The organism is Paraburkholderia lycopersici (assembly GCF_900096975.1).
In the GTDB taxonomy this organism is placed as follows: Bacteria; Pseudomonadota; Gammaproteobacteria; order Burkholderiales; family Burkholderiaceae; genus Paraburkholderia; species Paraburkholderia lycopersici.
Map to the genome: position 1 here is coordinate 1 of NZ_FMYQ01000008.1, position 25,565 is coordinate 25,565.

The following is a 25,565-nucleotide window of genomic DNA, read 5'->3' on the forward strand; positions in this document are numbered from 1 at the left end:
ATGCCTGTTACCCTGCGCTGAGCACACGCACGCCTCTCAGTGAATCATGGCGCTCGACCCGTCGCTCAGAGCGACGTCGACAATGGATCGCTTACAACTAACCCACTTGGGAGAGGGCGTTGGTTTTTTTGCCGTCGATGCTGACTCCACTCAGAAGCAAGCAATGGTGGAAATCAAAGCGTTGGCAAGACGGGGAACAGCTGTGCGGGAAATAGCGTGGCAAACGGGCTTGTCGCACTACACGGTGCACCGCTCCGCTATTTGCACGATGAGCAGGTGGTTCGTTACAAGTAACGTAAGCCACACCTGATGAAATTAGCCACGTTCAAGGGCTGCAGTGCTCGACATCAGCGTCGACACACGAATCACGCTCAATGGCTGTTACAGCCCGTAACGGCTGGCGAGCGATACACGGCGCGAGGTATCGCATGCATCGCGAGGCCGCTGCCGACTTGTTCGAATACATCGAAGTGCTTTATAAGCGCAGTCGTCGTCATTCATCGCTTGGCTTCATGTCGCCAACCCAAGTCATGCAAGACTGGCTTGCAGCTCAGCGGACAAACGATACGGCCGCATAACCCAGGGCCTCTGGAAGGCGAAAAAACGAGGGAACGTCACGCTTTTTGCCACTGCAGCGGACCAATCGTTGACTTTAGCGATGCCCGATGCATAGCGCCTGCTTCAGTAAGCAGCTGGCAATCGCCGGCAGGCTGCCCGGGTACGTTCGTCTGTGAGTCTGCGAACCGAGCGCCTGCCCGTGCGAAGATGACGGTCGAACAACGCGTCATCGCAGAGGCGGGGGAGGCAGAGCGCGAGGTTTCGGGAGACTCGCCGGGTTCTCGCCTATGCCCCAGCCCGTCTGCGCTCTACGCTCCACTCAAGCGACCTTTGAAAGAGGGCCATCTCGATATCGGAAGCGCGCCATGTTAGTCGCTCCCCAGTCATGCTTGGACGAGGAATCGCCGCCTCTTCGAGGCTGGCCTTCAATTCCTTTAGCATTTCAATAAACTTTGCATAGCCTTTGACCATGCTTTTTCTATTGCCATCGAAGATTTTGTCGAAGAACGGCGGCTCTTTTCTGCTTTCAAGTAGAAATTTGCGAATCTGGCTATCGAGAGCACCATAAGTTTCAGGGCGAAGAAATCTGAGAAGTTTCGACGCGTATGAAAGTCCCATGCCCGGAATGTCTAAGGCCGCGTTAATTGCGTCCTCTGGAGTATCGAGTGCTGCTTGAATTCGTTCGAATGCATGGGCGAGGTTGTATGTGCCAAGCTGGAGCTCGAATTTTTCCAATACTCCATTCTGGCTTCCTCCCCAGTGAATCATCTCGCGAATCAGGTAAATTGGAGCTTGGGTAGGTGTAGCTTCAAGGTTGGAAAATCGTCGTTCAAGGCTGCTAATCCACTCAAAATTTGGAAATTCGTCGGCACGATAGCCCCACAGCGGGTGCCTGTCAGCCCATCGATAATGTTTATACAGTTCTGGTATTTCGCTGATGTTAAGTGGCAACTTTATTCCCCGTTAGAAATTTTTCGATGTGTGCGATTAGACTGCTGCGGCCAGTCTTCAGTTCACTCTCTGCGAATTGTACAGTTGTCTTTCCAATCCTTAACTGCTGGCACTGAGCAAATTATCGAGCAGCCGCAGTGTCTCTAGCGCCCTGCCCGAGATTCCTGTTCCTATGGACGACGGAATCGAGTAATCGCGCGGGTTGATGCGAATGACCCGAGGACCGTAGCGCTCGGTGAAGCGTCTGACGGTCGACACTGTCTGGCCGGCGCCCATTTCGACAACGACGAGCCGCTCTACTGAATCGAGCCACGTTGCAAGTCGCCGCTCCTGCTGGTCTGTGCCCCGGTCCACCCATTTACAGTCCCCGAACATCAGGATGTTCGGTCGTGCGAGCCCGCCGCAGTGCGGGCAACTGGGCATCTCGTTTTCGAGCAGGCATGTCGTCTCGTTGACGGTGGGCGTGAAGTCGTCAGCCGGCCAGGTCTCATCGGTACAAGCCTCGACGCATTGAAGCCGGTGGATGGTGCCGTGGCATTCCACAATGTGCTGTGCATCGAATCCTGCTTTCTGGAACTGCCCATCGACGTTGCTGGTGAAAACGAAAGCGCCGTACTTCATCGTCGACGCCCACCGAAGCAGAGTGCCGAAGCCGGCATGGGGAACGGTCGCGCGATAGAGCGCGAGGCGGTGACCATAGAATCCCCAGCTCAGGCGCGGATTGCTCGCAAAGCCCGCGGGGTTGGCGATGTCCTCGAACGAAAATCCATAGTGACGCAGCGCCGGGTATGCACGCCAGAAGCCTTCCGTTCCCCGGAAGTCGGGCAGCCCGGAATCCACGCCCATGCCGGCCCCCGCAGTGATGAGAAGGCCGTCCGCATCGCGAATCCACGCGGCCGCCTGTCTGATAGCAATTTCGTTTTCCATCCACTACCCCGATTACGCTGTTTAATTTGTCGGTGTGCCGTTCAAGCGGTGGTGCCGTAACGCTTCGCCAGTACAGCCGCCTCGCGGGCGAATTCGTCCCGGAGTACGGCCGGCGCCAGAATTTCCGCTGCAGCGCCGAGGGAGCGAAGCCACCATCGCAGCTTTACGCTTGGGACGACCGTCCCGGTCACCTTTATCCGGCCGTCGGGCAGCGGCGTGTGTCGCTGGTCCTCTGACATGCGCCGCTCCTCAAGTCGCTTCGCCTCGGGCGGCTCTAGCGCGAGCTCCAGCACGACAGGCGCCTCCGGAAGAAAGTCGAACACCTGCTCCTTTTCAATCGTCGCCTTCAGATTGAAATCCCGTGGGTACGCAAACGCCGTCCCGGAATCGACCGCCGAGATACAACGGTCCAGTCGATACATAATCCGAAGCCAGTTTGGCTTGCCTTCCTCGGGGCGAGGCGGGTGGTCCGGACTCTGGGCGACCAGGTACATGAGCCCGGCTGATTCGACAAGTGCGAGCGGCCAGAGCCGTTTCGGCTTAATGTCTTCGTCCCTTATCTCCTTGTAGGCCGGCCGATACCGGACAAGGAGTTCGCGCTCGAAGAACGTCGCGGTCACAACCGTCTGGAAGACTTCCGGGTCGATGGGCGGCCGCCCCAGCAGATAGGTAGGCTCCACTGAACCAATCTTGTTTACCCAGGCCCGATAAAGCCGGCTGTCCTCTCCGTCTTGCGAGAGCCGTGTATCGGCGGCCTTGAACAGTGGCTCGATGTCCATGGTAACCGCCGTGGGCAGCTTGTCCGCCACAAAGCGCCGGAGCGCGTGGAACGCAACCGCCTCCGAAGCACTCATCAGGCTAGCCATCTGGTTGGCACCCTGCAGCCACGATTTGCGCTGCCAGAGAAGCTGCTGCCCCTCCATCGTGGATAGTACAAGCTTTTCCCGCTCAAGCCGCGCAAGGCGGCGCCGGACCTGCCGCGGATAGTCGACCTGGTGGCCCCGGTCGGTCAGCAACTGGATAACCCGTGAAGTGGGCATCCACGAGTCCGATTCCCTGTCCGTGGGCAGAATTCGAAGAATCGCTTCATCAAGGCTGGAAGTCATCAGTCTGGGCGTCAGTCAAAGGTGGGGCAGTCGGATTTCAGGCTTGTCGTGATTCTACGAGACGACTGGGACAGTTTTTGTCTCTTGTGTCCCGCATCATTGTCTCCGGCCACAGGAGAGACCTATGACTTCGACCACAAAAATCACCATCGCTGTTTCCGCCCGAGCACTTTTCGACTTCGAGGCAGAGAACCAGGTGTTTCGGGAAGAGGACCCGTCGGCTTACTGCGCGCTGCAGGCCACGCGGCTGGATGTCCCTGCAAGCCCGGGCGTTGCCTTTCCACTGGTGCGAAAGCTCCTCGCCTTCAATAGCGGCGGGAACAACGACGTCGAAGTTGCCATCCTGTCGCGCAACGACCCGGTCACTGGGCTGCGGGTATTCACATCGGCGCGACATCATGAACTGGAAATCAGCCGGGCGATTTTCACCAGCGGCGCGAAGCCCCACCGATACCTCGAGCCGCTTGAGGCGAACCTGTTTCTTTCCGCTCATGCACCCGATGTCAGGGACGCGATGGCGGCCGGATTTCCCGCCGCCCGGGTCTATCCGATTTCAGGTTTGACCACCGCCGGCGACGATGGGGAGCTGCGCATTGCGTTCGACGGAGATTCCGTCCTTTTCAGCGACGAATCTGAGCGCGTTTTCAGGCTGCGGCAATTGCAGGAGTTCAACGCCCATGAGGCGCGCAATGCGCGTTCGCCGCTCCCCCCCGGGCCGCTAAAGCCGTTCTTCTCAGCCCTTTGTGCCCTGCGTGGCCAGCGCTGGTCACGGATGTCGGTACGAACGGCACTCGTTACAGCGCGCAGCGCGCCGGCGCACGAGCGGGCGATTCGCACGCTGATGGCATGGGGTGTCGCGGTCGATGAGGCCATGTTTCTCGGCGGCAAGGACAAGGCGCGCTTTCTCGCGGAGTTCAGGCCAGACATCTTCTTCGACGACCACGTAAGAAACTGCGAGTCAGCCTGCAAACTCGTGGCGACCGGGCACGTCCCGTACGGCATCAACAATGAATCCGGATGTGTTCTTCACTGAGGAGCGAATCGCAGATGAATCGAGAACTCGAAAATGGAATCGTCACGAGCTACCCGGCTCTCTACCGTTCGCTGGAACCCCGTTATTCGGGGGCGTGCCTATTTGAATGTGATGACGGCTGGTACCAAATCATCGACGAGCTGTCGAGAAAGCTTGAGACCCAAGCGAGGAAATCCGACCTGCAAGTCGTCTGCGTGAAAGAGAAACTGGGTAGTTTGCGTGTCTATCTCCGGGGCCCCGCCACGGGCAGGGTCCAGGACTGGGTTGCCACAGCAGAAGGTCTGAGTCGAAACACATGCGAACGCTGTACTCAGGCGGCGATGCTGCGCAGACACAAGGATGGCGGCGGGATACGCACGCTCTGTCCAGCGTGTGCCGCGGCGATGGACTACGTTATTGAGTGACGCAACACGACAGACCTTTCTGCCAGCAACCTACGGATGAACTGCCATGCCACAGCTCCTGGAACATATCGACGCCATCGCGCGAAAATTGAATCGGGATGTGCTTTATCTCGAGTTCCTGAAGGCGCAGCGTCCTCACCACATGGACTACAGGAGTCTGGAGTCCCGCTCGCACATCATGCGATGGCTCGACCGTGAAGGCATCGAGTGGCGCGAATGTGGGCAGGTCGCGTCCGAGACGGTAATGCGCTCCTACGCCGGGGAAATTTTCATCAATGTGCCGTTCGACGAGACCGACGACCAGTACAGGAAGCTCCAGGCATTTCTCGAGTATCCGGACGGAACGATGCGCTTTGAAGACGTGCGGTTCTACGTCGTCTCGCTGCAGTTTGCCATGAAGAACGCGCACCACGATGAGCCGGGCTTCTGGGACCGCTGGGCGGACAACTTCTAATTGGCAAGACAACAGAACGGAGGCGTTGTGAGCACAATCTATATTCGTGATGGTTCGTCAAGAATTGTTGGCCGTATCCAGACCGGCAGCCAGGGGAAGCAATTCGCCTACGTGGGTGGCAGAATGGTTGGAATCTACAATCCGCAACTGGACAAGACATTCGATTCCCGGCTTCACGTGTTTGGAAACGGCAATCAGTTGATGGCTTTGGTCCGTTGCGACGATGACGATTAACGTCGTTGGGGCGACGCATTGGTGAACACCGAATGTGCTGAACCAGTGCACGAGCTTCGAGTAATTGGTTTTGCGACTCAACGGGGCCAGCTTCCCGTCGCTTTTTCGTAATTCTCACATAAATGACATGAGAATCCTCGGTCCGTTCAAAGACTACTACGACAGCGCGATGGCGCATGGAAGTGACCAGTCCCGTGTCTTCGTGCGGGTGCCGGAATCCCGCGAACTGAAGCTCGAGCGCGATGGAAGCGGCACGTTTGACAGGTATGGCCAGCTCGCCGGAATGGCTGGTGCGTTCGACTTAACGCGCGAGTGTGTCGTGCTCGGCGTGTGCGCAATCGTTTTCTGCGGTCGGGTTTATAAGGCACTTCGCGTTCGCCGCGAGCATGGCGTGGATAGAGTCGGGAGGGCGGAGCCGGTTGAACCCGGTCAACATCGGGACACCGATGATATCGAGGAACGCGTATTCTACGAGGGTGCGGGGACCCGGGAGTACCTCAGGGGGCTGCTGGGCGATGAGCGGATGAACAAGAAGCGCGATTCATTCCTCGAGTACGACAACCCCCTTGCCAAGGGAACGCTGAACGAAGGGCTGGAGCGCTTTTTCCAGCGTCAAGGTAGCGACGAACTTATGCAATGGAGCGTAGAAAACCGGACGGCCATCGCCGTATTGCACGTCGGAGGCCGCTTCTATAAATCGCTTTTGGAAATCAATCCCCCACTGAAGGGCATCCAGTTTTATCGCCTCTTCGGTCCGGTCGAGGCCTTTCAGGAACTGGATATGTTCTGGGGTGGAGTTCTGGCTCCCGAATCCCAGCCAATGGTCAGCATTGCTGACAAGGACCGCATTACACAGCATGGCTTTAACAAGCGAAGCTTTCGGAAAGACCCCGCCAAGAAGCGCCGAGCTTTCCTGCATCGGTTCGCTGAAGGCTCATATACGACCGGTGCGGACGGCCCCTCAGGCACGCGAAATACACGCCGCGAGCGGTGCGAAGGGAGCGAAAGCAGCGCGCTTGCGGTCCGCAACAGCCAGGTCATCCGTGCCTCGTCCTTTTGCGTGGGTTCTTCCGGCGCTCGAAGCCGACGACTACTTGTATCGTGCAGAGAGCTTGCGATAGGCCTCCGCAAACTCATCGCGTAACGACTTCGGTTCCAGTACCTCAACCGTGTCGCCGAACGAACGTAACCACCAGCGCAACTTGAGGCTAGGAACGACCGTGCCTTCGACCACAAGGCGTCCGTCTTCCAGATAGGAGGCGGTCTGGTCGGCAGAAATGCGCGACTCTTCAAGCAGATGATTTCCCGCGACGCCGTCGAAGGCGATGCGAATGCGGACCTTGGGCTCGACCAGGAAGTTAAAGCGCTGGTCGTTGTCGATAAAATTGCGCAGCTTGAAGTCAGTTGGATATGGAAAAGTCTGGCTGACTTCTTTGCCGTTGATACTGGCTACTTCCGCCGCATGCAGGATGCGGTCCGCCCGAAGCAGGATGCGCACATCCATTTTATGTCGCGCTGATTGGTTGGCAACACCTTCAGGATGGCTTCATCCAGTACTTGGCTGTCTCGGTCCACGGTGGTCTCCCAGACGCGTTTTCATAGCGGCTGATTTTACGGCAGAAGAGGACAGGTTTTGTCCTCTACCCTGGGGAGAATCGGTTTTCTCGCAACGGCAGTACTCAAGACGTCCGGATTTCAGCCGACATCCGTAGTGCGGGCAGTACATACGAGCCACCCGAAAGGTGGCATTGGGCATGCAACCAAAGGAGAATACGTGGCCGACATCGTGGAAATCGCAGCAGCTCCGGACATTGACTGGTCCGAAGCCGGTACGGAAATGCAACTGAGCACAATCAAGAAAAAGACATTCTCCGCCACGTTCTCGGAGGAGACCGTTTTTCACCTGAGATACGGCGAAAGTGCCGTCAGCAAGATGAACAAGGGTGTACTTGACAGGCTGGTAGCGGCTCATCGCGGGGAGATACTTTCGCTCAAGGACATTAGCGCCTGTCTGGAAGATAAGAGCCAGGGGACCTTCTTCAGTAGAACGCGCGTGGCGTCGTACGTAGGTCCCTTGCTGGTCGAGCTCGGATATGCAGTCTGGGAAGGCAAACGACTTCGGTTTGCGTAAGGGAGTTCAGCACATGCTTCGACCAACAAAAGCAAATCTGGCCCGGTCTTCGGCTGGAATCAGCTTCTGCTCTGGCGACTATTCGCTCAACCAGAACCGGCGTGTCTACAAGTACTACTGGCAGGTGTTTACGGAAGACTCGCCTTGGGAGGATGCCGAGTTTTTCCAGAAGGCGCCCAAGCTCTCCATTGCAGCCTACATGGCGCTCGCTGCGGAGCTTAAGCGCGAAGGAAAGCGCGCGCTAGTCTACAACTCGAAACGGTTGCGCGAGAACCACGGGCTGCCACTCGACATGAACCACCCGCGGTGGAAGGGGACGGTGTTCGCACCGTCCCTTGAGGTCGATACCGACCCAGAGTACGACGGTTGGAAGTAGCCTCCAATGCACGATGAAAACGCCCCTCCGGGCTTTTTCATGTCGAGGGGACGGTACGACCCGTGGAGTAACGGCATGTTCGACGGATTCCTGAAGGACGCCAGGCAGTTCGCTGAAGGCTCCATGGCAACCTGTCGATACCACAACCGGCCGTTTTGATGGCGTAACAATACCAGGAGGAGAGGACACACGGTGTCCCCATCCTCACGTATGGTGAGCAGTCTGCGCAAAACCAGATGGAGAAGAGATGCTGCAACTTGGTGGGGTGAGAATCTATTCGGCGTCGGACCTGGTTTCCTTCCTTGAGTGTGAATACAGCACGACACTCGCGCTGATTGACCTAGAGACGCCGCTGCCGCGAAACCCGGCTGACGAACAGCTTGCGCTCGTGCAGGAACGGGGACTCAAACACGAGAAAGCTTATCTCGCTGACCTGACAGCATCCGGCAAGTCCATCATCGACATCAACGCGGTTGCGGGCAAAGACATCCGGGCGCGCGTGGACGCGACGCTCAAGGCGATGCGCGCAGGCTACGACGTCATCTACCAGGCCGCCTTCCTCGACTCGAATCTTCTGGGCTATGCAGATTTTTTGGTAAAAGTTGCCAAGCCGTCCGACCTTGGGTGCTTCAGCTACGAAGCTTTCGACACGAAGCTCGCGCTTTCGTCGCGCGGCAAGTTCATCACGCAGCTTACCTTTTACTCGCACCTGCTCGCCAAGGCACAAGGCGTCTATCCGGAGCACATGGCGGTCGTTCTCGGCTCGAACAAGGCGACGACTTACCGCTGCACCGAATACCGCCACTGTTTCGATATGGCGCTGTCCCGCTTTCTGGCACGCGTGACAAATCATAAGGCTGCGAGCATCACCGCTGCCGCAGCCGAGACGTATCCTGACCCGTGCGACAAGTGCTCCCAGTGTCACTGGAGCCAGCTCTGCGATAAGCGCCGTGTAGCAGATGACCATCTGTCGCAGGTCGCGGGCATCACGCGCGTGCAGGTGCGCAAGCTTGTCAGTGCAGGCGTGCCTACGCTCGAAGCGCTTGCAACGATGCCGCCCGGCGCGTCTGTCTCCAATATTGCGGACGAGACGCTCGCGCGTTTGCGCTCGCAAGCGGAACTCCAGCGCCACTTCCGCAACACCGGAAAGCGCAAAGTCATTCTTCTCCGTAAAGCCAAGGAGGACACCCGACTTCGCGGATTCGAACGCCTGCCGGAACCGAGCCCTGGCGACATGTTCTTTGACATGGAAGGCAATCCGCTGGAGAGCGGCGGCCTTGAGTATCTGTTCGGGGTCTGGGAAGTCGACCGGCCGGGCGGATATTTTCGTGCGTTCTGGGCGCATAACCGCGCCGAAGAGAAGCTCGCGTTCGAAGCGTTCATGGACTACCTCGACGAGCGCCTGAAGAAGCACCCGGACGCGCACATTTATCATTACGCGCCTTACGAGCCGACCGCACTCAAAAAGCTGATGTCGGTGCACGGCACGCGCGAATCGTCCGTGGACAACCTTCTCCGGCAGGGCAAGCTCATCGACCTGTACGCAGTCGTGCGCGAGGCGCTGCGCGTATCCGAGTCGAGTTATTCCATCAAGTACGTTGAACGATTCTACCGCGGTGTTCGTGCGGGCGATGTCACGAATGCCGGCGCGAGTATCGTGTTTTACGAGCGCTGGAAAGCCCTGCGTGAAGACCCGGAACAGAAAGCTGGTGCGGACAAGCTGCTGCAGGACATTGCGGACTACAACCGCGACGACGTCGTATCGACGTACCAGCTCCTCGAGTGGTTGCTTTCGCTTCGGCCGACGCCGCTTCAATGGTCAAATCGCCGCGACGCGACCGCAGTTGCGGCAGCAGCTGCTGCCGTCAAGGAAGAAGTTCTTCAAGCTCAGCTGCTCGTCGAGTCGATTCTGAAGCCGCTGCCCGCCGATGAAAAGGACTGGACACCAGACCAGCAGTCCCGCGCACTTATCGCGCAGATGGTGTTTTTTCACCAGCGCGAAGCGAAGCCGGAGTGGTGGGCGGTGTTCGCACGAAAGGAGATGTCGGATGTTGAGCTCATCGAAGATGCGGAATGCCTCGGTGGCTTGACGCGAGATACCACGCGCACGCCCGAAGCGGTCAAACGCTCAAAGCGCTACTTTTACAACGCACCACCGCAGGAGACCAAGCTGCGCAGTGACTCGCGCTGCATGGATGTGATGACGGGTAAAGGGCTGTCGAACCTGCTGGTCGACATGGACAGCCTGAGCGTCTCGTTCACCGCGACTTCGGAGCCGGAGAAGTTGTTGTCCATCGGACCGAACGGGCCCGTCGACACCACACACCATCGCGCCGCGCTTGTTCACTTTGCGACGGACTTCCGCGACGGCGGGAAGAGTTACAGCGCCGTTCATGCGCTGTTGCGCCGTGAGCCGCCGCGAATCAAGGGCATCGCGCCTGGTTCCGCGCTTATCAATCAGAAAGCCGACCTGCTGACCCAGGTTATCAATGTCGTCAAGGGCATGGACGAAACGTGCCTGTTCCTGCAGGGACCGCCGGGCGCCGGCAAGACGTTCACCGGCTCGCACGTCATCCTCGACCTGCTGAAGCAGGGAAAGCGCGTGGGCGTCACGTCGAACAGCCATCACGCCATCAACAATCTGCTACAAGCGGTGGAAACACGCGCGCACGCTGAGAAGTTCGTTTTCTCCGGCATGAAGAAGTCCACCGGCCCGGAATCGGAACTGCAAGGCTCTATCATCATTGACGTGGCCGAAGACGATGACGTCTTCTACGGCGAGGCTGACCTTGTCGCCGGCACCTCGTGGCTTTTTGTGAAGGAAGAGATGCGCGACCAGCTCGACTACCTGTTTGTTGACGAAGCAGGGCAGATGGCGCTCGCGAACCTCGCAGCCGTTGGCATGTGCACGAGGAACATCGTGCTGCTCGGCGACCAGATGCAGCTCGCGCAGCCGAGCAAGGGCATGCATCCGGGCCGTTCCGGAGAGTCCTCACTCGATTATCTGCTCGATGGCGTTGCGACTATCCCGTCGGACAAAGGCATCTTTCTTAAGACAACCTATCGCATGCACCCCGACGTCTGCGAATTCATCTCGGACGCCGTGTATGACAGTCGCCTGAAGCCAGCGCCTGGTACCTCCGCTCGCGTCGTGAATGCCCCCTTCGAAGGGCAGCGCGCCGCGCCGATGACGGGCATTCGCTTCATTCCCGTCCAGCATGACGGAAACGCGCAATCGAGCAAGGAAGAAGTACAGAAGGTGGTGAGCCTCGTCAACGAACTCCTTCAAGGGACGCGCGACGACGGCCGACGGATGGTTCCGATGACGCTTGACGACATCCTGGTTGTGGCGCCGTACAACGTGCAAGTCAATGAGCTCAAACGGGCGCTGCCCGCAGGCGCTCGGGTCGGCACTGTCGACAAGTTCCAGGGACAGGAAGCGCACGTCGTCATTATGTCGATGGCGACTTCGAACGCGGAGTACCTCCCGCGCGACATCGAGTTTCTGTTCAGCAAGAATCGCCTGAATGTTGGAATCTCGCGGGCGAAGGCGCTTGCTATCCTGGTCGCTTGTCCCGACCTGCTCACCGTGCCGTGCTCAAAGCCGGAGCAGATGGCACTCGTCAACACGCTGTGCGCGCTCGTGCAGTACTCGGACTGAGGACGGTGGGGCAACCTGGCAAGGCGCGGGTGGTCGTCTGAGCGCGACCCAGGCGAAGCTTGATGCGCTGGATGACGCGACTGGCGCGATACCAGTCGCGCAGGCGAAGGACATGGTTGATGCGGCGCGGGTACCCGGGACGACGTAACGCGTTCAAGTTCACATTGGTCCGCGCGGGTGGTTGGTCTATGAAGCTGCAACAGCTTCATAGACCAACCACCCTTTTGAAGCCCGATATTCTCGCCGGGTTCTTTTTAGAGGGACGTCCTGAGTAGAGGACGTTGCGCTGCTCGGCGTGCTGCCGAAATGCAATCCGCAGCGCGCCGTCTTCAAGGAACCAGTCTCCAGCGACCAGGAAGCCAATATCGAGCAGTCTGTTCATCAGGTCTCACACAGTTCTGTACGAGGGATGCATAGTGTACGTAGCTCTGTTCATGTGCGATAGCGCCACGTAGTTGCTATTGGATTCTGGCATGCCACAAGATGCCGGAGGACTTTGGGCGTATGCGCCTTGCGCTGTGGGCTAATCAAATGGCAGAAATCGACCGATTTGCGGCGCTAACTTTGGCGTAAACTTGATGCGTTAAGGTATCCTCGGACTCATCAACCGTACATGCAATGCCGATAAGTCTCCGCGCATTTTTGGTGAACTTGAACTGCGTAAATGGTTCCAGACACTGCTTGAACGTTCGACCATCAAGCTAGAAGTCTTGTCGTCCACCGCAATTCGCCTTCAATTGTCGGCGCATCCTGCACCAAATGAGTTGAATCCGATTATCGAAAAAGCCTAAACGGAGAAAATATTGAGATTCATCCATGCGGCAGACATACATCTCGACAGCCCCCTCATCGGCTTGAGCGCATATCAGGATGCCCCGGCAGACCTCCTGCGAGGGGCAACGCGCGCCGCGTTTACCAACCTGGTCAGTGAGGCTATCGAGCTGCAGGTCGACTTCATGATTATTGCGGGCGACTTATACGACGGACCGTGGAAAGACCACAACACAGGCATCTACTTTTCCAAGGAAATGGGACGCCTGAAGAAAGCGAATATTCCGGTGTATCTCCTCTACGGCAATCACGACGCCGAAAGCGAGATGACCAAGCAACTACAGTTACCGGACAACGTCTACGGATTTGGGACCAGAAAGTGTTCGACCTTCCGCATCGAGCACCTTAAGGTGGCATTGCACGGTCGAAGCTTCAAAGACGCCGCGACGTATGAAAACCTAGTCACGACCTATCCCGCGCCCGAACCCGGCATGTTCAACATTGGGGTGCTGCATACGGCACTTGAAGGAAATTCGGCGCACGCACCCTATGCTCCCTGCAGTTTGGATGAGTTGCATGCCATGAGCTACGACTACTGGGCCTTGGGTCATGTGCACGAGCATCGTGTTTGGGAGGGGCCTTCGACTATCGTGTTTCCTGGCAATCTCCAGGGGCGGCACATTCGGGAAACGGGGGCCAAGGGTGCTGTTCTGGTGAGCGTGGATAGCACAGGCCAGCGAACGCTTGAACGCCTGTATGTTGACGTTTTACGGTGGCACGACCTGGTCGTGGATGTCTCCGCATGCGAATCGCTGGCTGTGGCCATCCGAACTGTCGAACGCGAGCTGACCCAATTTCTGGATAACGCCAGCGGTAGCCTGACCTATGCCATGAGGGTGACGTTGGTTGGCAAAACGGCCGCGCACGGAGACCTGTTCGGGGAAGAGGCCCAACTCCGCCAGGAAGTGCTGGGGGTCGCTGCAGCGCTGGCACCCGAACGGTTGTGGATTGAAAAAGTGCGGGTTCGAACCGCCATGAAAAATGACGGGGAGACCATTAAGGCACGACACGACGCATTGTCTGACCTCAGTGAATTGCTGGCGACTGCCGAGGGCGACGAAGATTTCTTGAAAGCGCTTCAGGCGGACCTGCTCGGCCTGGTGACCAAGGCACCGTCTGAGCTGCAACAGATGATTGCTTACTTTCCGGAAATCAAATCAGGGAATCTGAGCGCACTGGTCAATGAGGCGCGTGCAGGTCTGCTGGCCCATCTTGAGAAGACGGAGTAACGGCTATGCGCTTCCAACGACTCGACCTGCTCAAGTTCGGCAAGTTCTCTGAACGGTCTCTTGAGTTCCGCGGCTCGACAACTGACTTTCATCTTATCGTCGGTCCGAACGAGGCCGGCAAATCGACGCTGAGAGCAGCGATTCTCGACCTACTCTTTGGCATTCCAGTGCGCTCACCGCACGGGTTCTTACATCCGTTGAACGAACTCAAGTTGGGTGCCTCTGTAAGCAATGGCGAGACGTCACTGGACTTCGTCCGAATCAAGGCCCAACGGCAGACGCTCAGAACGCCAGCAGACGGTGTGCTGCCTGATTTGGCACTTGAGCCATTTTTGGGCGGTATTGACAGAGACTTTTTTGACCGCATGTTCGGTCTTGACCACTTCCGACTGGTTGAGGGCGGCAATGACATCCTGAATGCCGAAAGTGACATCGGCCGAATCCTGTTCCAGTCTGCTGCAGGGGTGGCGAGCCTGGGAACAGTGCGAGACCAACTGGCCACAGAAGCCGACAAGCTTTGGGCGCCCCGAAAATCGGCTGAGCGCGCTTACTATGCCGCTGCTGACCAACTTGAGCAGGCGAATAGCGCTCTCAAGAAAGCCTCGGTTCGCACGAAGGTCTGGGCCGAAGCAAACAGCGCCGTCGAGACGTTACGAGAATCTCTGGAGGCAGCACGGACTAGTTGGCGCGAACTCGATATGCGTCGAGCGCGGCTCGAACGAGTGCGCCGACTGGCACCGCTTATTGACGCGCTCGGTCAAAACGATTCTGCCCTGGAACTCCTTAAAGAAGCGACCGACCTGCCGGAAGATGCGGCTCAAGCGCTGAGCCAGGCAGAACGCGACATCGCTCGCGCGGAAGCCGTGTTGAAGATTCGCAAGGGCGAGGTGACTGCCGCCAGGGAATCGCTGTCGGCGATTTCCGTGGATGAATTCCTGCTGAGCGCCGAGCAGCGCATTGCCGCACTGGAGGCGCGACGCGTCCGGTACGAGCCATACGCAAGGGACATCGAACGACGAAAAAGCGAAATTCAGGCGCTTCAGGGGCAAGTCCGCCGCGCCTGTCTCCAATTGAAATGGGCCTACGACTCAGAAGAAGACTTGCTGCTCAAGCTGCCGTCGTTGTTGATTCGTCGCAAGCTAGGAGACCTTGCGAGGAAAGCCAGTGGGATTGAACAATCCCTCAAGGCAGCGGACTCATCTGAGCGGACAAAGAAGGCCGATATTGAGTCGCTTGAAGCCCAATTGGGCGGTTTGTCCGAGGTCAAGGTAACAGCTGGCCTACGGGCGGCTTTGCGCAGGGCGCAATCCTTGGGTGACCTCGCACAGGTTCAGGAAAGGCAACGTGTCCAGGTCGAAAAAGCTGAGACCGGGCTTGAGACGGCCTTGCGAGCGCTGGGCATTTGGCGCATGGACATTGAGGGCCTGTCAAAGCTTCAGCTCCCATCCGGAGAGGCTATCGCACACCGACTGCGTGAACGGCAGAATCTCGACGTTCAGGTCAAGTCGCTGTCCGAGGACCTGTCCGAGCAAATTTCTGCTGTCGGGGAAGCCGAGCTTCGGGTCAATCAATTCACGGAACTGAGACATCCGACCACCTATGCGATGGTGGAACAAGCGCGAGCTGAGCGCGACGAGAAATGGGGGGCCGTCAAACAACGGGCAGACGATTTTGAGACTGACGCCGAACAGTTCGAATCGGCGATGCATAATGCAGATGCGCTGGCGGATACGCATTTGAGTAACGTCGAAGATGTGACGGAACTTCAATCGCACAAAGATGAGCTCGAAAGACAGCAACATGCCCAAACCCGCCTTGAGCGCCAGTTGGAAACAGCAAAAGGGCAACTGGACACTTTCTCTTCCGAATGGGGTGCCCTAACCGCGGCAGCGGGCCTCGACGGTCTGCCGCTTGATGATGCATTAGACTGGATTCGCAAGAAGGACGTCGCGGTTGAGCGCGGTCAAGCGCTTCTTGAAGCCCAGAAGGACTCTCAGTCCGCGTTGAATGCCATAGCGGACGCGACTCAGGAGCTGTTCACGGTCCTTGAGGAGAACGGGGTTGCCCCGGTGAGCGCTGAGAACTTGAGCGCGCTGTGCATTCAAGCCGAGCATCTTATTTCTGAAGCGGATGGCGTCAAAGGGCGTCGGGACACACTGAACGGTCAATTGGTCACGGCCCGCCAAATCTACGTGGCGCTCCAAGATGACTTGGTCGCGGCCAGAAGGGAGACGGCCTCGTGGGCTGACGATTGGGCTTCCACACTGTCGAATGCTGGACTGGACGCTGCCTACGATACCGGGACTGTCGAAGGCGCCTTGGAACTGATTGGCGAAATCGAGGAAAAGGCACGCAAGGTTTGCCAGATTCAGGCGGAGCGCATCGATACGATGAACGCTGACCTCGCCTTGTTTGCCGAGGATGTTGACGCGTTGTGCGGCGCTATTGCCGTGCCCCTAGACGGCCAGGAGCCTGCGGAGGCGGTGCAACAACTTGTCATCAAGGTGCGGCAGGCCAATGAAGCGCGAGGTGAACGAGAGAGGCTAGCCGCTGCGCTGCGAGCGGCGGAACAGCACGTTGCCGAGTTGGAAACTCGCCAAGCAAGAGGCAGAGGCCGTTGTTGAGCCTTTGAAGACGCGGGCCGGCGTATCTACGCGCGAGGCTTTGGCTGAAAGCATCGCTCAATCCGATGAAAAGCGTCGATTGCTGGAGGAAGCCTCCCGACTAAGGCGCGACCTGACAGCGGGCGGGGATGGCCAATCGAGACAAGACGTTGAGGCTGAGATTGCAGCGGCCAACTTGCCGGAGATTGCCACGGAGATTGCCGCGCTGTCCGGCGACCTTAAGACTGTCGTCGAGCGCCAGGGAGTGCTATCCGCAGAACTGGCGACCGCAGAGTCCACATTGACGGCGATTGGCGGCTCGGACGCGGCGGCGCAGGCAGAGGGTCAGCGGCAAGAGGCCTTGTCGAAGATGGCCGATGCGGCCGAGCGCTACGTGAAGGTGTTCGCTGCTGCCCGATTGTTGCGCTGGTCCATTGACCGCTATCGTCAGGATAAGCAAGGCCCGATGCTGGCCAAGGCCAGCACAATATTTGCGGAGCTGACCCAGGGTTCCTTTGAGCGCTTGGTCGTGGACTTCGACAAGCAACCCATGGTGCTGGAGGGGCGCCGGCCCGACGGCAAGCATGTGGGTATCTCGGGGATGAGCGATGGCACCCGAGACCAGCTATTCCTGGCGCTACGCTTGGCCGCTTTGGAAATTCGCCTGGAGCAGGCGCCCAAGCTGCCCTTCATAGCAGACGACCTGTTCATCAACTATGACGATGCGCGGTCGGCTGCGGGCCTGCGGTCATTGGCGTCCCTTGCCAAACAGACCCAGGTGATTTTTCTGACCCACCACCATCACATGGAAGCACTCGCTCGAGATACATTGGGCGATGCCATCAATGTCGTGCACCTGTAATCAACGACCTATCAGCTTTCGGGTATCGGTTCTGGCGCGACATCGGTTACGCGGTTGGGGCACTGATGGCGGGAATCGTTGCGGACCATTACGGGTTCAGTGCCGCAATCCTGTCCGTTGCCGCACTGACCGTTTTTTTTGGCCTCGTGGTTGCGTTGTGTATGCAAGAGCCTCGTTTGCTCGATTCCTCGCGTGTCGTCTCCAAAGGCACTGCTGCGGAAGATGCGTCTGCGCATTCCGACGAAACCACTAGAGGCGCTGAAATCAAACCATGAGCGAATCTAGCAAAGAATAATTTGTCGAGTCACGGTACTTGCGAAACACCTCAGCACGTGGCGACTCAGTGGTCGTCGTCAATGTCTGGTCTCCGAAGGATTATGACCGTCGTTTCGGTCGCGTTGGACAGAGCGTCGTGCCGCTGAGCGACAAGTTCTGGATACGTCAAGCTGAATGGTGCCGCCCAACATTCTGGTCGCGATGGTGTTTGGCGGTTGGGAACTCAATCAACGGACGTCAGCGTGCACGACTTTGCTCGTGGCTAATCGGCTGCCGGCGAACGGGTCTTGATTCCAATCTACATTTGAACGTTTCGGCGCATCCTGTTGGCGCGATACCTCAACGACGAAATGTTCGAGTGATTGGCCTGCACTGGTCGCCTTGACGACCCATTGAGGGGCTGCGCCGTGGCCATCCCAACTGTTCCCCGCAGCGTCGCGATATTTCACGGCATTGAGTCGACGCTGGTCCTCGGCGATTGAGGCTGCAATGGCCTCTGGGGTGATATCGAACTCGGCCATTCTGCGTTGCAGGTAGGCGACGATGCTATCTCGCTTTCTTTCATCCATCCTGGTTATCTCCACTCGCAACATGGCTGTCAGATTGAGCCTGTGCAAGTCGCGTGAGACGAGGATACCACAGAGCTATCGACTCTCTGTGCGGCCCGGATATGGCGTGCAGCCCGCTCATGCACAAGCATATAGATTCGGGCTTGGCGAGTTCCGCCACGTGTGCTGTTTACCTGTTCGCGTTAGCCGACGACGCTTCTAGGCCCCATCCCACGAAGACGCAGCGCTTGCTTTGCACGCGACCGGCTTCGTGATTAGAGACCTTGGCTGGGGAAACTAACCAACAGTCACCGCATATCGAGCATATGATGTTTGACAGCGCCTGACCGGGTCTCCACCTCAGCGACGAATGCTGCGAACTCGCGGCTGTATCCAGCGGGAAGTTGGGTGTTTTCTTCAATGCTGTGCCAACCCCTGTCCTGAGGGAGCGGGGAACTCAGTCGAAGCCGGGGCTCACGGCAGTCGGTTCGCGCGAGCCCAACAAGGGAAGTCACGTCGTACGCCGACGTCACCCAACGCCTGCTTGACGGAGCTGACGATGACAATGCCATATGAGCGCACGAAAGCAGTTATTGAGACGAGAGAGCTTTTGCAGATGCTCGCTGCTGGTGGCGACATAACCATAGGCAAGCCCGTCCAGATGGAGGCGCTATGCCTGCTCAGGCACTACCCACATGACATCGACCTGGATGTGTCGGCTGCAGCATTGCCCAGAATCTGGGGCGCACCGAAACACAGGCGGTTGGGCTCAGCAGCAGCCTCAAAATTTCGGAGTGGCACTCCCGGACGGGGCAATGCTGACGATATTCGCGGTCATGGAGAAGAAGATAGCGAAACTGCATCCGGTTCCTAACGATTTCCCGAGAGAATCGGCAGTCGGAATTGTATCGGATGCACGGCCCAGCTTCTTGTGCGCAAGATAGGCGGACGGTATCACGCCGGTCCTGCAGACGAGGAGTTCGCATTTGCCGGGCGCAAGGATTCTGCGGGCAGCACGACGGCCGGCCACGCGAAAGCACTCAGAAAAAGAACTTATGCGTCAGGTCCGTCAAACCAATCACGATTTCAAGGGCAATAAGCCCTATGACATACCATTCGAGGCGGTGAACGTGCTTGGTTTCCGCGATTTCTGCCAATGTTTGCGCAGTTCCTGAAATTAGTTGCAGCTTGCGTTCAAGCGCGGCCTGTCGCTCGTGCAGTTCGTATTCGTCCTCCAATAGTGCATAGAGGCCGCTGAGCTCCGGGTGTTCCCAAAGGGTCTCCGGCTTGTCGCCGATTTCAGCCCGGCCGACCATTCGGTGTTCGATTAGGAGCATCGCGCCAATTTTTGAGAGTAGCGTTTTGGCGTCCGCGCTCACCTTTCCTGTTCTTGCCAGTTCCGATGCCAACGGAATGATGCTATCGAACTCGCTCGCGGTCTTGTCTTCGTACATCGACAGCACAAGGCTTTTGCTGAGGCTGTCCGCTATCACCTGAGCCTTTTCCAACGTCAGCGCATCGAGCCAGACTGCACCGCCTTGCACTCCAACGTTCGTCTTGCCGCTCTGGATGGCGATTTCTTCGAGCTGAGGTCGCCCGTAGGCGTTGTACAGCAACTGAGCTAACGACGAGAGAAATCGTTGTTCATCACCAAGCGATACACCAAAAAGCACGACGACGCCGTACCGGAAAAGAACGGCGATGCCGTCAGCCCCCCCTACCGTTACCGTTAGCGGCGTGGTGGCGAGTGAATCGGTGATTTTGAAGTTCTTGAGTTCAATCCGGTCGGCGATGAGATGCGCACGCGCCTGTACCTGCGGAAGCGAACTGATGGCGAGATTCGACATTGGGTCACTTCAATTCGTTGGAGTCATCGAAAGTATAGGTGCGATTCTCAGCGGTACGTCACGTATCGACCCACAACACTTCATTCAAAACTCGTCGGGAAGAGTTTAGCTTGCAGGCATCGCGTCGAATCCAAACAGCCTGCGGAGCAGGCGAACCTTGTGGGTGGTCGCCTTAGCCGCAAACGATTGCGAGGGCGCCGGCATCGGAATGAATATTCAAATGGCGTAAAGTATTCGAATCCTCAGCCGATATTTCAGAAGTACACCGGTATTAGGTCTTGTCACAAGTTCCTGCGAAGCAGGCCGATTAATGTGTTCCTTCCGATAGCGAAGGTCATGCCTGCGACATAAGATTCAAGTACAAAAATGGAGAATTCGTCTGGTCACCGGCCGTCAGAACGACAAGCAGTCTCGCGTGCGTCGCGCTGTCCAGCCCTGCTCACCGACATAGGGCAGTTGACGATTGCGCTGGTGGTCACAACGCTAGCCTACCTCGCCAGCCAAACCCTCAAGGGTGTTGCAGGCGAAATCGCGCCGATATGGCTCAGCAATGCGGCACTGCTATCCCTGCTCATGGTCGCCCCACGTAGTCGCAAGCACTGGATTCTTGTGGGCGGCGTCCTCGGGAATCTGGTGGCCGCCCTTTTTGTGGGCGAGAGTCTAAGGGTACGGTCGGCCGAATTTCGGCGACTCGACCATCATGGGGCTGGAAATCGCGGGTGAGGTGCTGGAAGTCGGCGCCTCGGTCGAAGGCTATAAGGTTGGCGACCGCGTGATGGGCGTGATGGGCGTGGTCGGCGGGGGCGCATACGCCGAACTCGCGCGCATCGACTGGCGCATGGCGATGCCGATTCCGGCGCAGCTCGATTACGTGCACGCGGCGGCCATCCCCGAAGTGTTTGTCACGGCGCACGAAGCGATGATGCATCTCGGACGCCTCAAGCAAGGAGATTCCGTGCTCATTCACGCGGCGGCGGGCGGCGTGGGTTCTGCTGCGGTCCAGCTCGCATACGCGACTGGCGCGACCGTGTTCGCAACCGCAGAGGCATCGAAGCTCGAACGCGTGGTTCAACTCGGCGCCGACCATGCTATCGACTACCGCACGCAGGATTTTGCGGCGGTCGTGGCCCAGAAGACAGAAGGGCGGGGCGTCGATGTTGTGATTGATTTTGTGGGTGAGCCCTATTTCGCGCGCAATATCGCTTCGCTCGCGCATGGAGGACGGCTTGTGCAGGTCGGGATTCTGGGCGGCGGTGGGCAGGTAAGTGTCGACCTGGAGACCATTCTGTATCGCCACATCCAGATTATCGGTACGGTCATGAAGTCGCGTGCACAGGCTGAAAAACACGCCATGGTGCGTCGGTTCCGCGAGTACTGGCTCAATCGTTTCGCCGGCGGCCGGCGTCTCGAACCTGTTGTCGACAGCACGTATCCTCTGGCACGAGCCGCGGATGCTCACCGACGCATGGAGTCGTCGGCGAACGTTGGGAAAATCATCCTCACGACGGGCTGACTTTCTGAGCTGCACCGATTACAGGCGCTGACCCTGCGGCTTTATGTATGCCACGCGAACCGGTCGCGTGGCATCGTTACTTCAAGTGGTAGCGTGTTTCAAGATTCCCTCGTTTTCGTCATCGTAGAACCAGTTTGCTTCAGCCATCGGAACGCCGGCTGGGTCCGATTTTGATTGATTGCAAATGTATCGCAGCCTCAAAGTGGGCCGCCCGCGCTACCATATGTAATTCGGCGACGGCCCTGCTTATGAGACGGCGGCGCCTAATCGAAAAATCGTAGTGCAAACGTCGATACGAAAATCTTACGCTATGCGGTAGGATATGTCGTTCGGGGAACAGCCATATCTGGCCTATTCGCTACGCATAATTTTGGAGGTCATCGCGCTCACGCAATGAGTCGACGGCTGCGAGAATAAAAGGCGTTACGGTGTCACACAATCTTGAAGCGGAGTTAGACAGTCTGCTCGGGACAATGGATTGGGTTCCAAACTTTTGTACTGAGCGTCCTGAACTGCAATCAGAAAGCGCGTCAATCAGGCAGTTCTTTTTGGCGTTGCGCGACGATAAACCGATGATGATGGAGTTGGCGGCGAAGCTTGCTGACCAGATAATTGGCTATTGTCTTCCCCGCAAGCGGCTCGCGAAAGCGATAGTGCGGCATGGGAAAAATCTAGTTGATTTAGCTGCCGCAATGGCGACCCTGCGACGCGACGCACGGCACGCATTTCAGAAATATCGTACGGATTTTCCAGCGCGTTCGGGCGAGGGCGGGGAAATGCTCGCCTACGTATTCGTCGAGCATTTTCTGCGAGCGCCGATGGCGATTGCAAAGATGCATGCGAAGACGAATACCACGATGCCAGTGTTTGGGGCGGATGGTGTCCACGTCAAATATCGGAGCGCTTCGGACCAGCTCGAGGTAATCTATCTCGAGTCGAAAGTGCACAAAACGATTGACTCCGCAGCGAACGACGCCTCAAAGTCAATCGGCGATTTTCGCGATGGGATGAAGCAAACTGTCGAACTTCGCCTAACTTTGGATTTGGGCAACTTTGACCAGCTAGACGAAGCCGCACAACAGGCGCTGGAAGACTTTCTCGACCCTTACTCTGGCGTGCAGACGGCTAAGCGTCTCGACACGCACGCGTGCTTACTCGCATACAACGAGCCGGCGTTCGAGAGCGTGTCTGGTTCCAGCGCGACCGGAGTCCTAGAGAAGGCCTTCAGTGATGGCTGTGAAGCTCGGCGCGCGATGGTTAGCAATGCCTACAAGAAGCGCGACCTTCCTGAGGACAAGATTGTTACCTTTGTCTTAGGCTTTCCGAGTGTGGCTGAATTCCGTGAAGAGTTTGAGAGGGCGTTGAGCAATGGATAACTTTGCTGCGCGACTCGCGAAGCGCATTCGGAACAATCCGTCGTTCCAACGAGATTACTCGTGGTTGTGCGCCAGCGGAATTGCGGCGCTGACCGAAAACGCCGACCTCCAGCTCGATATCGACGATGACGAGGACGAAGACCTTCGGCTGACTAGGCTTGTCGAGTCTGCCAGCTGCTTCGCGATGGACGACGACCATCGCAGTCATCAGCTCGCGCAGACGATTGCGCTGTACGGTGTCGCAGCTAAGCGCGGTCCTGAAATTGTGGCGGCATGCAGCCACATTCTTTCGGAGCTCGGAAATTTCCCAGCATCGCGCTTTATTCGGGACAAGCACGACGTAAGCGAAGACAGCTTGCCGAGGGTCGTGCACATTCGTGATTTTACGCGGCGATACCACAATACCGTCAGTCTGCCGAGCGGCCAGGTCCCGCTTACGGACTTCCAGTTCGATATATGGCAAGACCTCGCACTAGGCCGTTCCACGGCAATCTCGGCACCCACCTCAGCGGGTAAGTCGTTCGTAGTCCGCGAGTATGTCGTCCAGAAAATCAAAGAGGCGTCGGCCGTACACGTTGCGTACATCGTTCCGACCCGTGCGTTGATGGCGGAGGTGCAGGACAAGCTCTCCCTGTCGCTTGGGACGGACGACCCGACACTTCGCATCACGAGTGTTCCGATTGAGGACGCCGATGCCCGCGCGCGGCAGGTCTTTGTCGTGACGCAAGAACGCCTGCTTTCCTATCTCGATGAAGTGCCGTTCGCGTCTTTCGACTTCGTCATTGTCGACGAAGCACAGCAGATGGGTGACGGGTCACGCGGGATGATTCTGCAGGAGTGTCTCGAACGCATCAATCGAGCGAACCCGAGATGCCATCAGCATTTCATTGCGCCTATGGCGAGCCGCGTAGATAACCTTGCCGCTGTCGTCGGTCGGCCGGAAGTAGAGACGCATCTTACGCAGGACTCGCCGGTCGTCTCAACGAAAATCGTGGTGAAGACGAAGGCTAATTCGACGACAGACTTGACGCTCGAGATGATGGACAACAGCCGTCGGGTAACGATTGCTCACCTGCATCGTGAGGATGGTTTCGGGGGGCGGAGTGGGCTGCTCGCTGCAGTCTGCCTAGAGCTCGGCGCGGCAGGCGGCTCGCTAATCTATGCATCGGGCCAAGCAAATGCGGAAGATATAGCCCTCCAGATTGCGACGAAACTTCCCGAAACGGAAAATCCGGAACTTATCGAGCTGGCGCGATTTATCCAAAGCGACGTCCACCGTGACTACACCCTGGAATACTGCATCCGACGTGGCGTCGGCTTTCACTATGGGTTTATGCCAACGCTGCTGAGGCAGGCGCTGGAAGATGCCTTCCGCAATGGCAGTCTGAGCTATCTCGCGTGTACGACGACCCTGTTCCAAGGGGTCAATCTGCCAGCAAGGAATGTGTTCATCGATAAGGTCAAGCGTGGCAAATCAGGCCAACTCGAAGAAGATGACGTATGGAATTTTGTCGGTCGGGCAGGACGACTCTCCCATGACGTCGCTGGCAACGTCTTCCTCGTGGACTACGACAACTGGCCGGAGAAGTTGCTCGACAGTCCTCCGCAAGTGACGGTCGAGCCTGCTCTGAGCAAAGTCCTCGGGCGCGGGCTGACGAAGCTGGAAGAGTACATCGCTAAACGCGGGCAGGTCGACGAGTCGTTCGACGACCCACGTGACTATGAGGCTGCAGCGGGCTTGATGTTAAGTCGCGTACGCCGTGGAACATTCGAGGAAACAATCGCGCGCTCGGCAGCACATCTCGACGCGGAGGACGCGCACAATCTGCGGACGCAACTGGAAGACGCTCTTGGCGAATTGAATGTGCCGTTGACGGTGATGGACCGGAACTGGCTCATTTCGCCGTGGCGTCTCCAGGCGATGTACGAGTTTCTTGAAGCTCGTGTCGAGGATGGCACGTGGCGGGAATACTACCCCACCCATCCTATGCAACCCGATAGTTATTCTCGCCACCAGCAGATGTTCATTGCCATCGAGGAGTTTCTAAAAGGCAAACCGGCAGTGAAGTGGGCCCGATACCTTAACCATCAGGCAAACGCATGGATGAAGGGCGCGACGATTGCCGCCCTGGTCGAGGGGGAGCTGACTTACCGCCGCGCACCGAAGCGCCCGAGAAAAGATGCTCGCGGATTGACCAATTCGAACACTGCCGTGCGGCGAATCTTCGAGCTGCTCGAAAAGACGCTTCACTTCACGTACGTTCAGTTGACGCGCGCTTACTGTGACTGTTTCTCCGCTGCGCTGCGTAAAGCAGGCCTTACGAAGGAAGCTGATGAAGTCTATCCGGTGTCGCTGGCCCTGGAACTCGGCGCCTGCACGCGAACAGTGATTTCGCTGATTGAACTCGGCATGTCGCGCATATCAGCACAACTTCTAGGCAAGGAAATCAGGAGCACGGACTGGACGGCGTCGCAAATTCGCTCTTGGCTGCGCTCGCGGCGTGGAGACGATTTGAAGGTGTCGAGCGTCATCCTCGGAGAATTGTCGCGGTTGAAGTTGCTGCAGCGGGGCTAATATCCCGTTGCGCGCCACGCCTCACTCGTCTGTGGTCGAGTGGGGCGTGGAGAACCGGGCGCGTTTAGTC

General features: G+C 57.7%; 21 protein-coding genes and 4 pseudogenes. 18 read left to right on the plus strand and 7 right to left on the minus strand.

Annotation, left to right across the window (positions count from 1 at the left end):
* Positions 1-163: 163 nt before the first annotated feature.
* Both BLU17_RS32295 and BLU17_RS10800 read left to right on the plus strand, forming a co-directional pair.
* Positions 164-291: pseudogene (locus BLU17_RS32295) on the plus strand (IS21 family transposase); the annotation flags it as partial.
* A gap of 116 nt (positions 292-407) precedes the next feature.
* Positions 408-578: pseudogene (locus tag BLU17_RS10800) on the plus strand (IS3 family transposase); the annotation flags it as partial.
* A gap of 265 nt (positions 579-843) precedes the next feature.
* On the opposite strand, the gene BLU17_RS10805 reads toward BLU17_RS10800, so the two are convergent.
* The 3 genes from BLU17_RS10805 to BLU17_RS10815 form a co-directional block, all read right to left on the minus strand.
* The gene (locus tag BLU17_RS10805; protein WP_143189222.1) at positions 844-1,509 is read right to left on the minus strand and encodes a hypothetical protein; all 666 of its coding nucleotides are present in this window, start codon (positions 1,507-1,509) and stop codon (positions 844-846) included.
* Between the two features lie 99 nt (positions 1,510-1,608).
* Complete coding sequence (locus BLU17_RS10810) at positions 1,609-2,436, minus strand: SIR2 family NAD-dependent protein deacylase (protein WP_091996735.1); 828 nt, start codon at positions 2,434-2,436, stop codon at positions 1,609-1,611.
* 41 nt (positions 2,437-2,477) lie between these two features.
* Positions 2,478-3,542 (minus strand): helix-turn-helix transcriptional regulator, encoded by a 1,065-nt coding sequence (locus BLU17_RS10815; protein ID WP_091996736.1) that lies wholly within the window; start codon positions 3,540-3,542, stop codon positions 2,478-2,480.
* 124 nt (positions 3,543-3,666) lie between these two features.
* Here BLU17_RS10815 and BLU17_RS10820 point away from each other — a divergent pair, with 124 nt between their 5' ends.
* The 5 genes from BLU17_RS10820 (at position 3,667) to BLU17_RS10835 (ending at position 6,811) form a co-directional block, all read left to right on the plus strand.
* On the plus strand, positions 3,667-4,575 hold the full coding sequence (locus BLU17_RS10820) for a 5'-nucleotidase (protein ID WP_091996737.1): 909 nt from the start codon (positions 3,667-3,669) through the stop codon (positions 4,573-4,575).
* Positions 4,576-4,589: 14 nt separating this feature from the next.
* Positions 4,590-4,979, plus strand: coding sequence for a hypothetical protein (locus BLU17_RS10825; RefSeq protein WP_091996738.1), 390 nt, complete (start codon positions 4,590-4,592; stop codon positions 4,977-4,979).
* 46 nt (positions 4,980-5,025) lie between these two features.
* Positions 5,026-5,433: a hypothetical protein gene (locus BLU17_RS33715; protein ID WP_245746801.1), complete on the plus strand. Its 408-nt coding sequence runs from the start codon at positions 5,026-5,028 to the stop codon at positions 5,431-5,433.
* 27 nt (positions 5,434-5,460) lie between these two features.
* Positions 5,461-5,667, plus strand: a complete 207-nt coding sequence (locus tag BLU17_RS32300) for a hypothetical protein (protein ID WP_143189223.1) — start codon at positions 5,461-5,463, stop codon at positions 5,665-5,667.
* Positions 5,668-5,794: 127 nt separating this feature from the next.
* A complete protein-coding gene (locus tag BLU17_RS10835) occupies positions 5,795-6,811 on the plus strand; it encodes a hypothetical protein (protein ID WP_176929017.1) in 1,017 nt (338 codons plus the stop codon).
* Here the strand turns inward: BLU17_RS10835 and BLU17_RS10840 are convergent.
* Positions 6,758-7,171 carry a helix-turn-helix transcriptional regulator gene (locus tag BLU17_RS10840; protein WP_091996739.1) on the minus strand — a complete coding sequence of 138 codons (414 nt, stop codon included), beginning with the start codon at positions 7,169-7,171 and terminating at the stop codon, positions 6,758-6,760. The genes BLU17_RS10835 and BLU17_RS10840 overlap by 54 nt on opposite strands.
* 270 nt (positions 7,172-7,441) lie before the next feature.
* On the opposite strand from BLU17_RS10840, the gene BLU17_RS10845 reads away from it, so the two are divergent.
* The 3 genes from BLU17_RS10845 (at position 7,442) to BLU17_RS10855 (ending at position 11,835) form a co-directional block, all read left to right on the plus strand.
* On the plus strand, positions 7,442-7,798 hold the full coding sequence (locus BLU17_RS10845) for a hypothetical protein (protein ID WP_091996740.1): 357 nt from the start codon (positions 7,442-7,444) through the stop codon (positions 7,796-7,798).
* 13 nt (positions 7,799-7,811) lie between these two features.
* Positions 7,812-8,174, plus strand: coding sequence for a hypothetical protein (locus tag BLU17_RS10850; protein WP_091996741.1), 363 nt, complete (start codon positions 7,812-7,814; stop codon positions 8,172-8,174).
* 247 nt (positions 8,175-8,421) lie between these two features.
* On the plus strand, positions 8,422-11,835 hold the full coding sequence (locus BLU17_RS10855; protein ID WP_091996742.1) for a TM0106 family RecB-like putative nuclease: 3,414 nt from the start codon (positions 8,422-8,424) through the stop codon (positions 11,833-11,835).
* A 205-nt stretch (positions 11,836-12,040) separates the two neighbouring features.
* On the opposite strand, the gene BLU17_RS33100 is transcribed toward BLU17_RS10855, so the two are convergent.
* Positions 12,041-12,217 (minus strand): hypothetical protein, encoded by a 177-nt coding sequence (locus tag BLU17_RS33100; protein ID WP_176929019.1) that lies wholly within the window; start codon positions 12,215-12,217, stop codon positions 12,041-12,043.
* Between the two features lie 421 nt (positions 12,218-12,638).
* On the opposite strand from BLU17_RS33100, the gene BLU17_RS10860 reads away from it, so the two are divergent.
* From BLU17_RS10860 to BLU17_RS33720, 4 genes and pseudogenes are all read left to right on the plus strand, one after another.
* Positions 12,639-13,895, plus strand: coding sequence for a metallophosphoesterase family protein (locus BLU17_RS10860; protein ID WP_091996743.1), 1,257 nt, complete (start codon positions 12,639-12,641; stop codon positions 13,893-13,895).
* 5 nt (positions 13,896-13,900) lie between these two features.
* Entirely contained in the window at positions 13,901-16,519 is a 2,619-nt protein-coding gene (locus tag BLU17_RS10865) for a YhaN family protein (protein WP_091996744.1), read from the plus strand.
* Positions 16,473-17,360 carry an ATP-binding protein gene (locus BLU17_RS10870; protein ID WP_143189224.1) on the plus strand — a complete coding sequence of 296 codons (888 nt, stop codon included), beginning with the start codon at positions 16,473-16,475 and terminating at the stop codon, positions 17,358-17,360. The genes BLU17_RS10865 and BLU17_RS10870 overlap by 47 nt, the downstream gene beginning before the upstream one ends.
* Positions 17,361-17,383: 23 nt before the next feature.
* Positions 17,384-17,524, plus strand: a pseudogene (locus tag BLU17_RS33720) (MFS transporter); the annotation flags it as partial.
* A gap of 339 nt (positions 17,525-17,863) precedes the next feature.
* Here the strand turns inward: BLU17_RS33720 and BLU17_RS10875 are convergent.
* A complete protein-coding gene (locus BLU17_RS10875) occupies positions 17,864-18,205 on the minus strand; it encodes an H-NS family nucleoid-associated regulatory protein (protein ID WP_245746802.1) in 342 nt (113 codons plus the stop codon).
* Between the two features lie 544 nt (positions 18,206-18,749).
* Here BLU17_RS10875 and BLU17_RS34385 point away from each other — a divergent pair.
* Positions 18,750-19,058: a BPSL0761 family protein gene (locus BLU17_RS34385; protein WP_342713819.1), complete on the plus strand. Its 309-nt coding sequence runs from the start codon at positions 18,750-18,752 to the stop codon at positions 19,056-19,058.
* Positions 19,059-19,224: 166 nt separating this feature from the next.
* Here BLU17_RS34385 and BLU17_RS10885 read toward each other — a convergent pair whose 3' ends face one another.
* Positions 19,225-20,031 (minus strand): RMD1 family protein, encoded by an 807-nt coding sequence (locus BLU17_RS10885; protein WP_091996747.1) that lies wholly within the window; start codon positions 20,029-20,031, stop codon positions 19,225-19,227.
* A 664-nt stretch (positions 20,032-20,695) separates the two neighbouring features.
* Between BLU17_RS10885 and BLU17_RS10890 the strand changes: the two are divergent.
* The 3 genes and pseudogenes from BLU17_RS10890 to BLU17_RS10900 all read left to right on the plus strand — a co-directional run.
* Positions 20,696-21,544: pseudogene (locus BLU17_RS10890) on the plus strand (zinc-binding dehydrogenase); the annotation flags it as partial.
* Positions 21,545-21,972: 428 nt separating this feature from the next.
* On the plus strand, positions 21,973-22,920 hold the full coding sequence (locus BLU17_RS10895) for a HamA C-terminal domain-containing protein (RefSeq protein WP_143189225.1): 948 nt from the start codon (positions 21,973-21,975) through the stop codon (positions 22,918-22,920).
* Complete coding sequence (locus BLU17_RS10900; RefSeq protein ID WP_091996749.1) at positions 22,913-25,495, plus strand: DEAD/DEAH box helicase; 2,583 nt, start codon at positions 22,913-22,915, stop codon at positions 25,493-25,495. The genes BLU17_RS10895 and BLU17_RS10900 overlap by 8 nt, the downstream gene beginning before the upstream one ends.
* Positions 25,496-25,565: the final 70 nt, after the last annotated feature.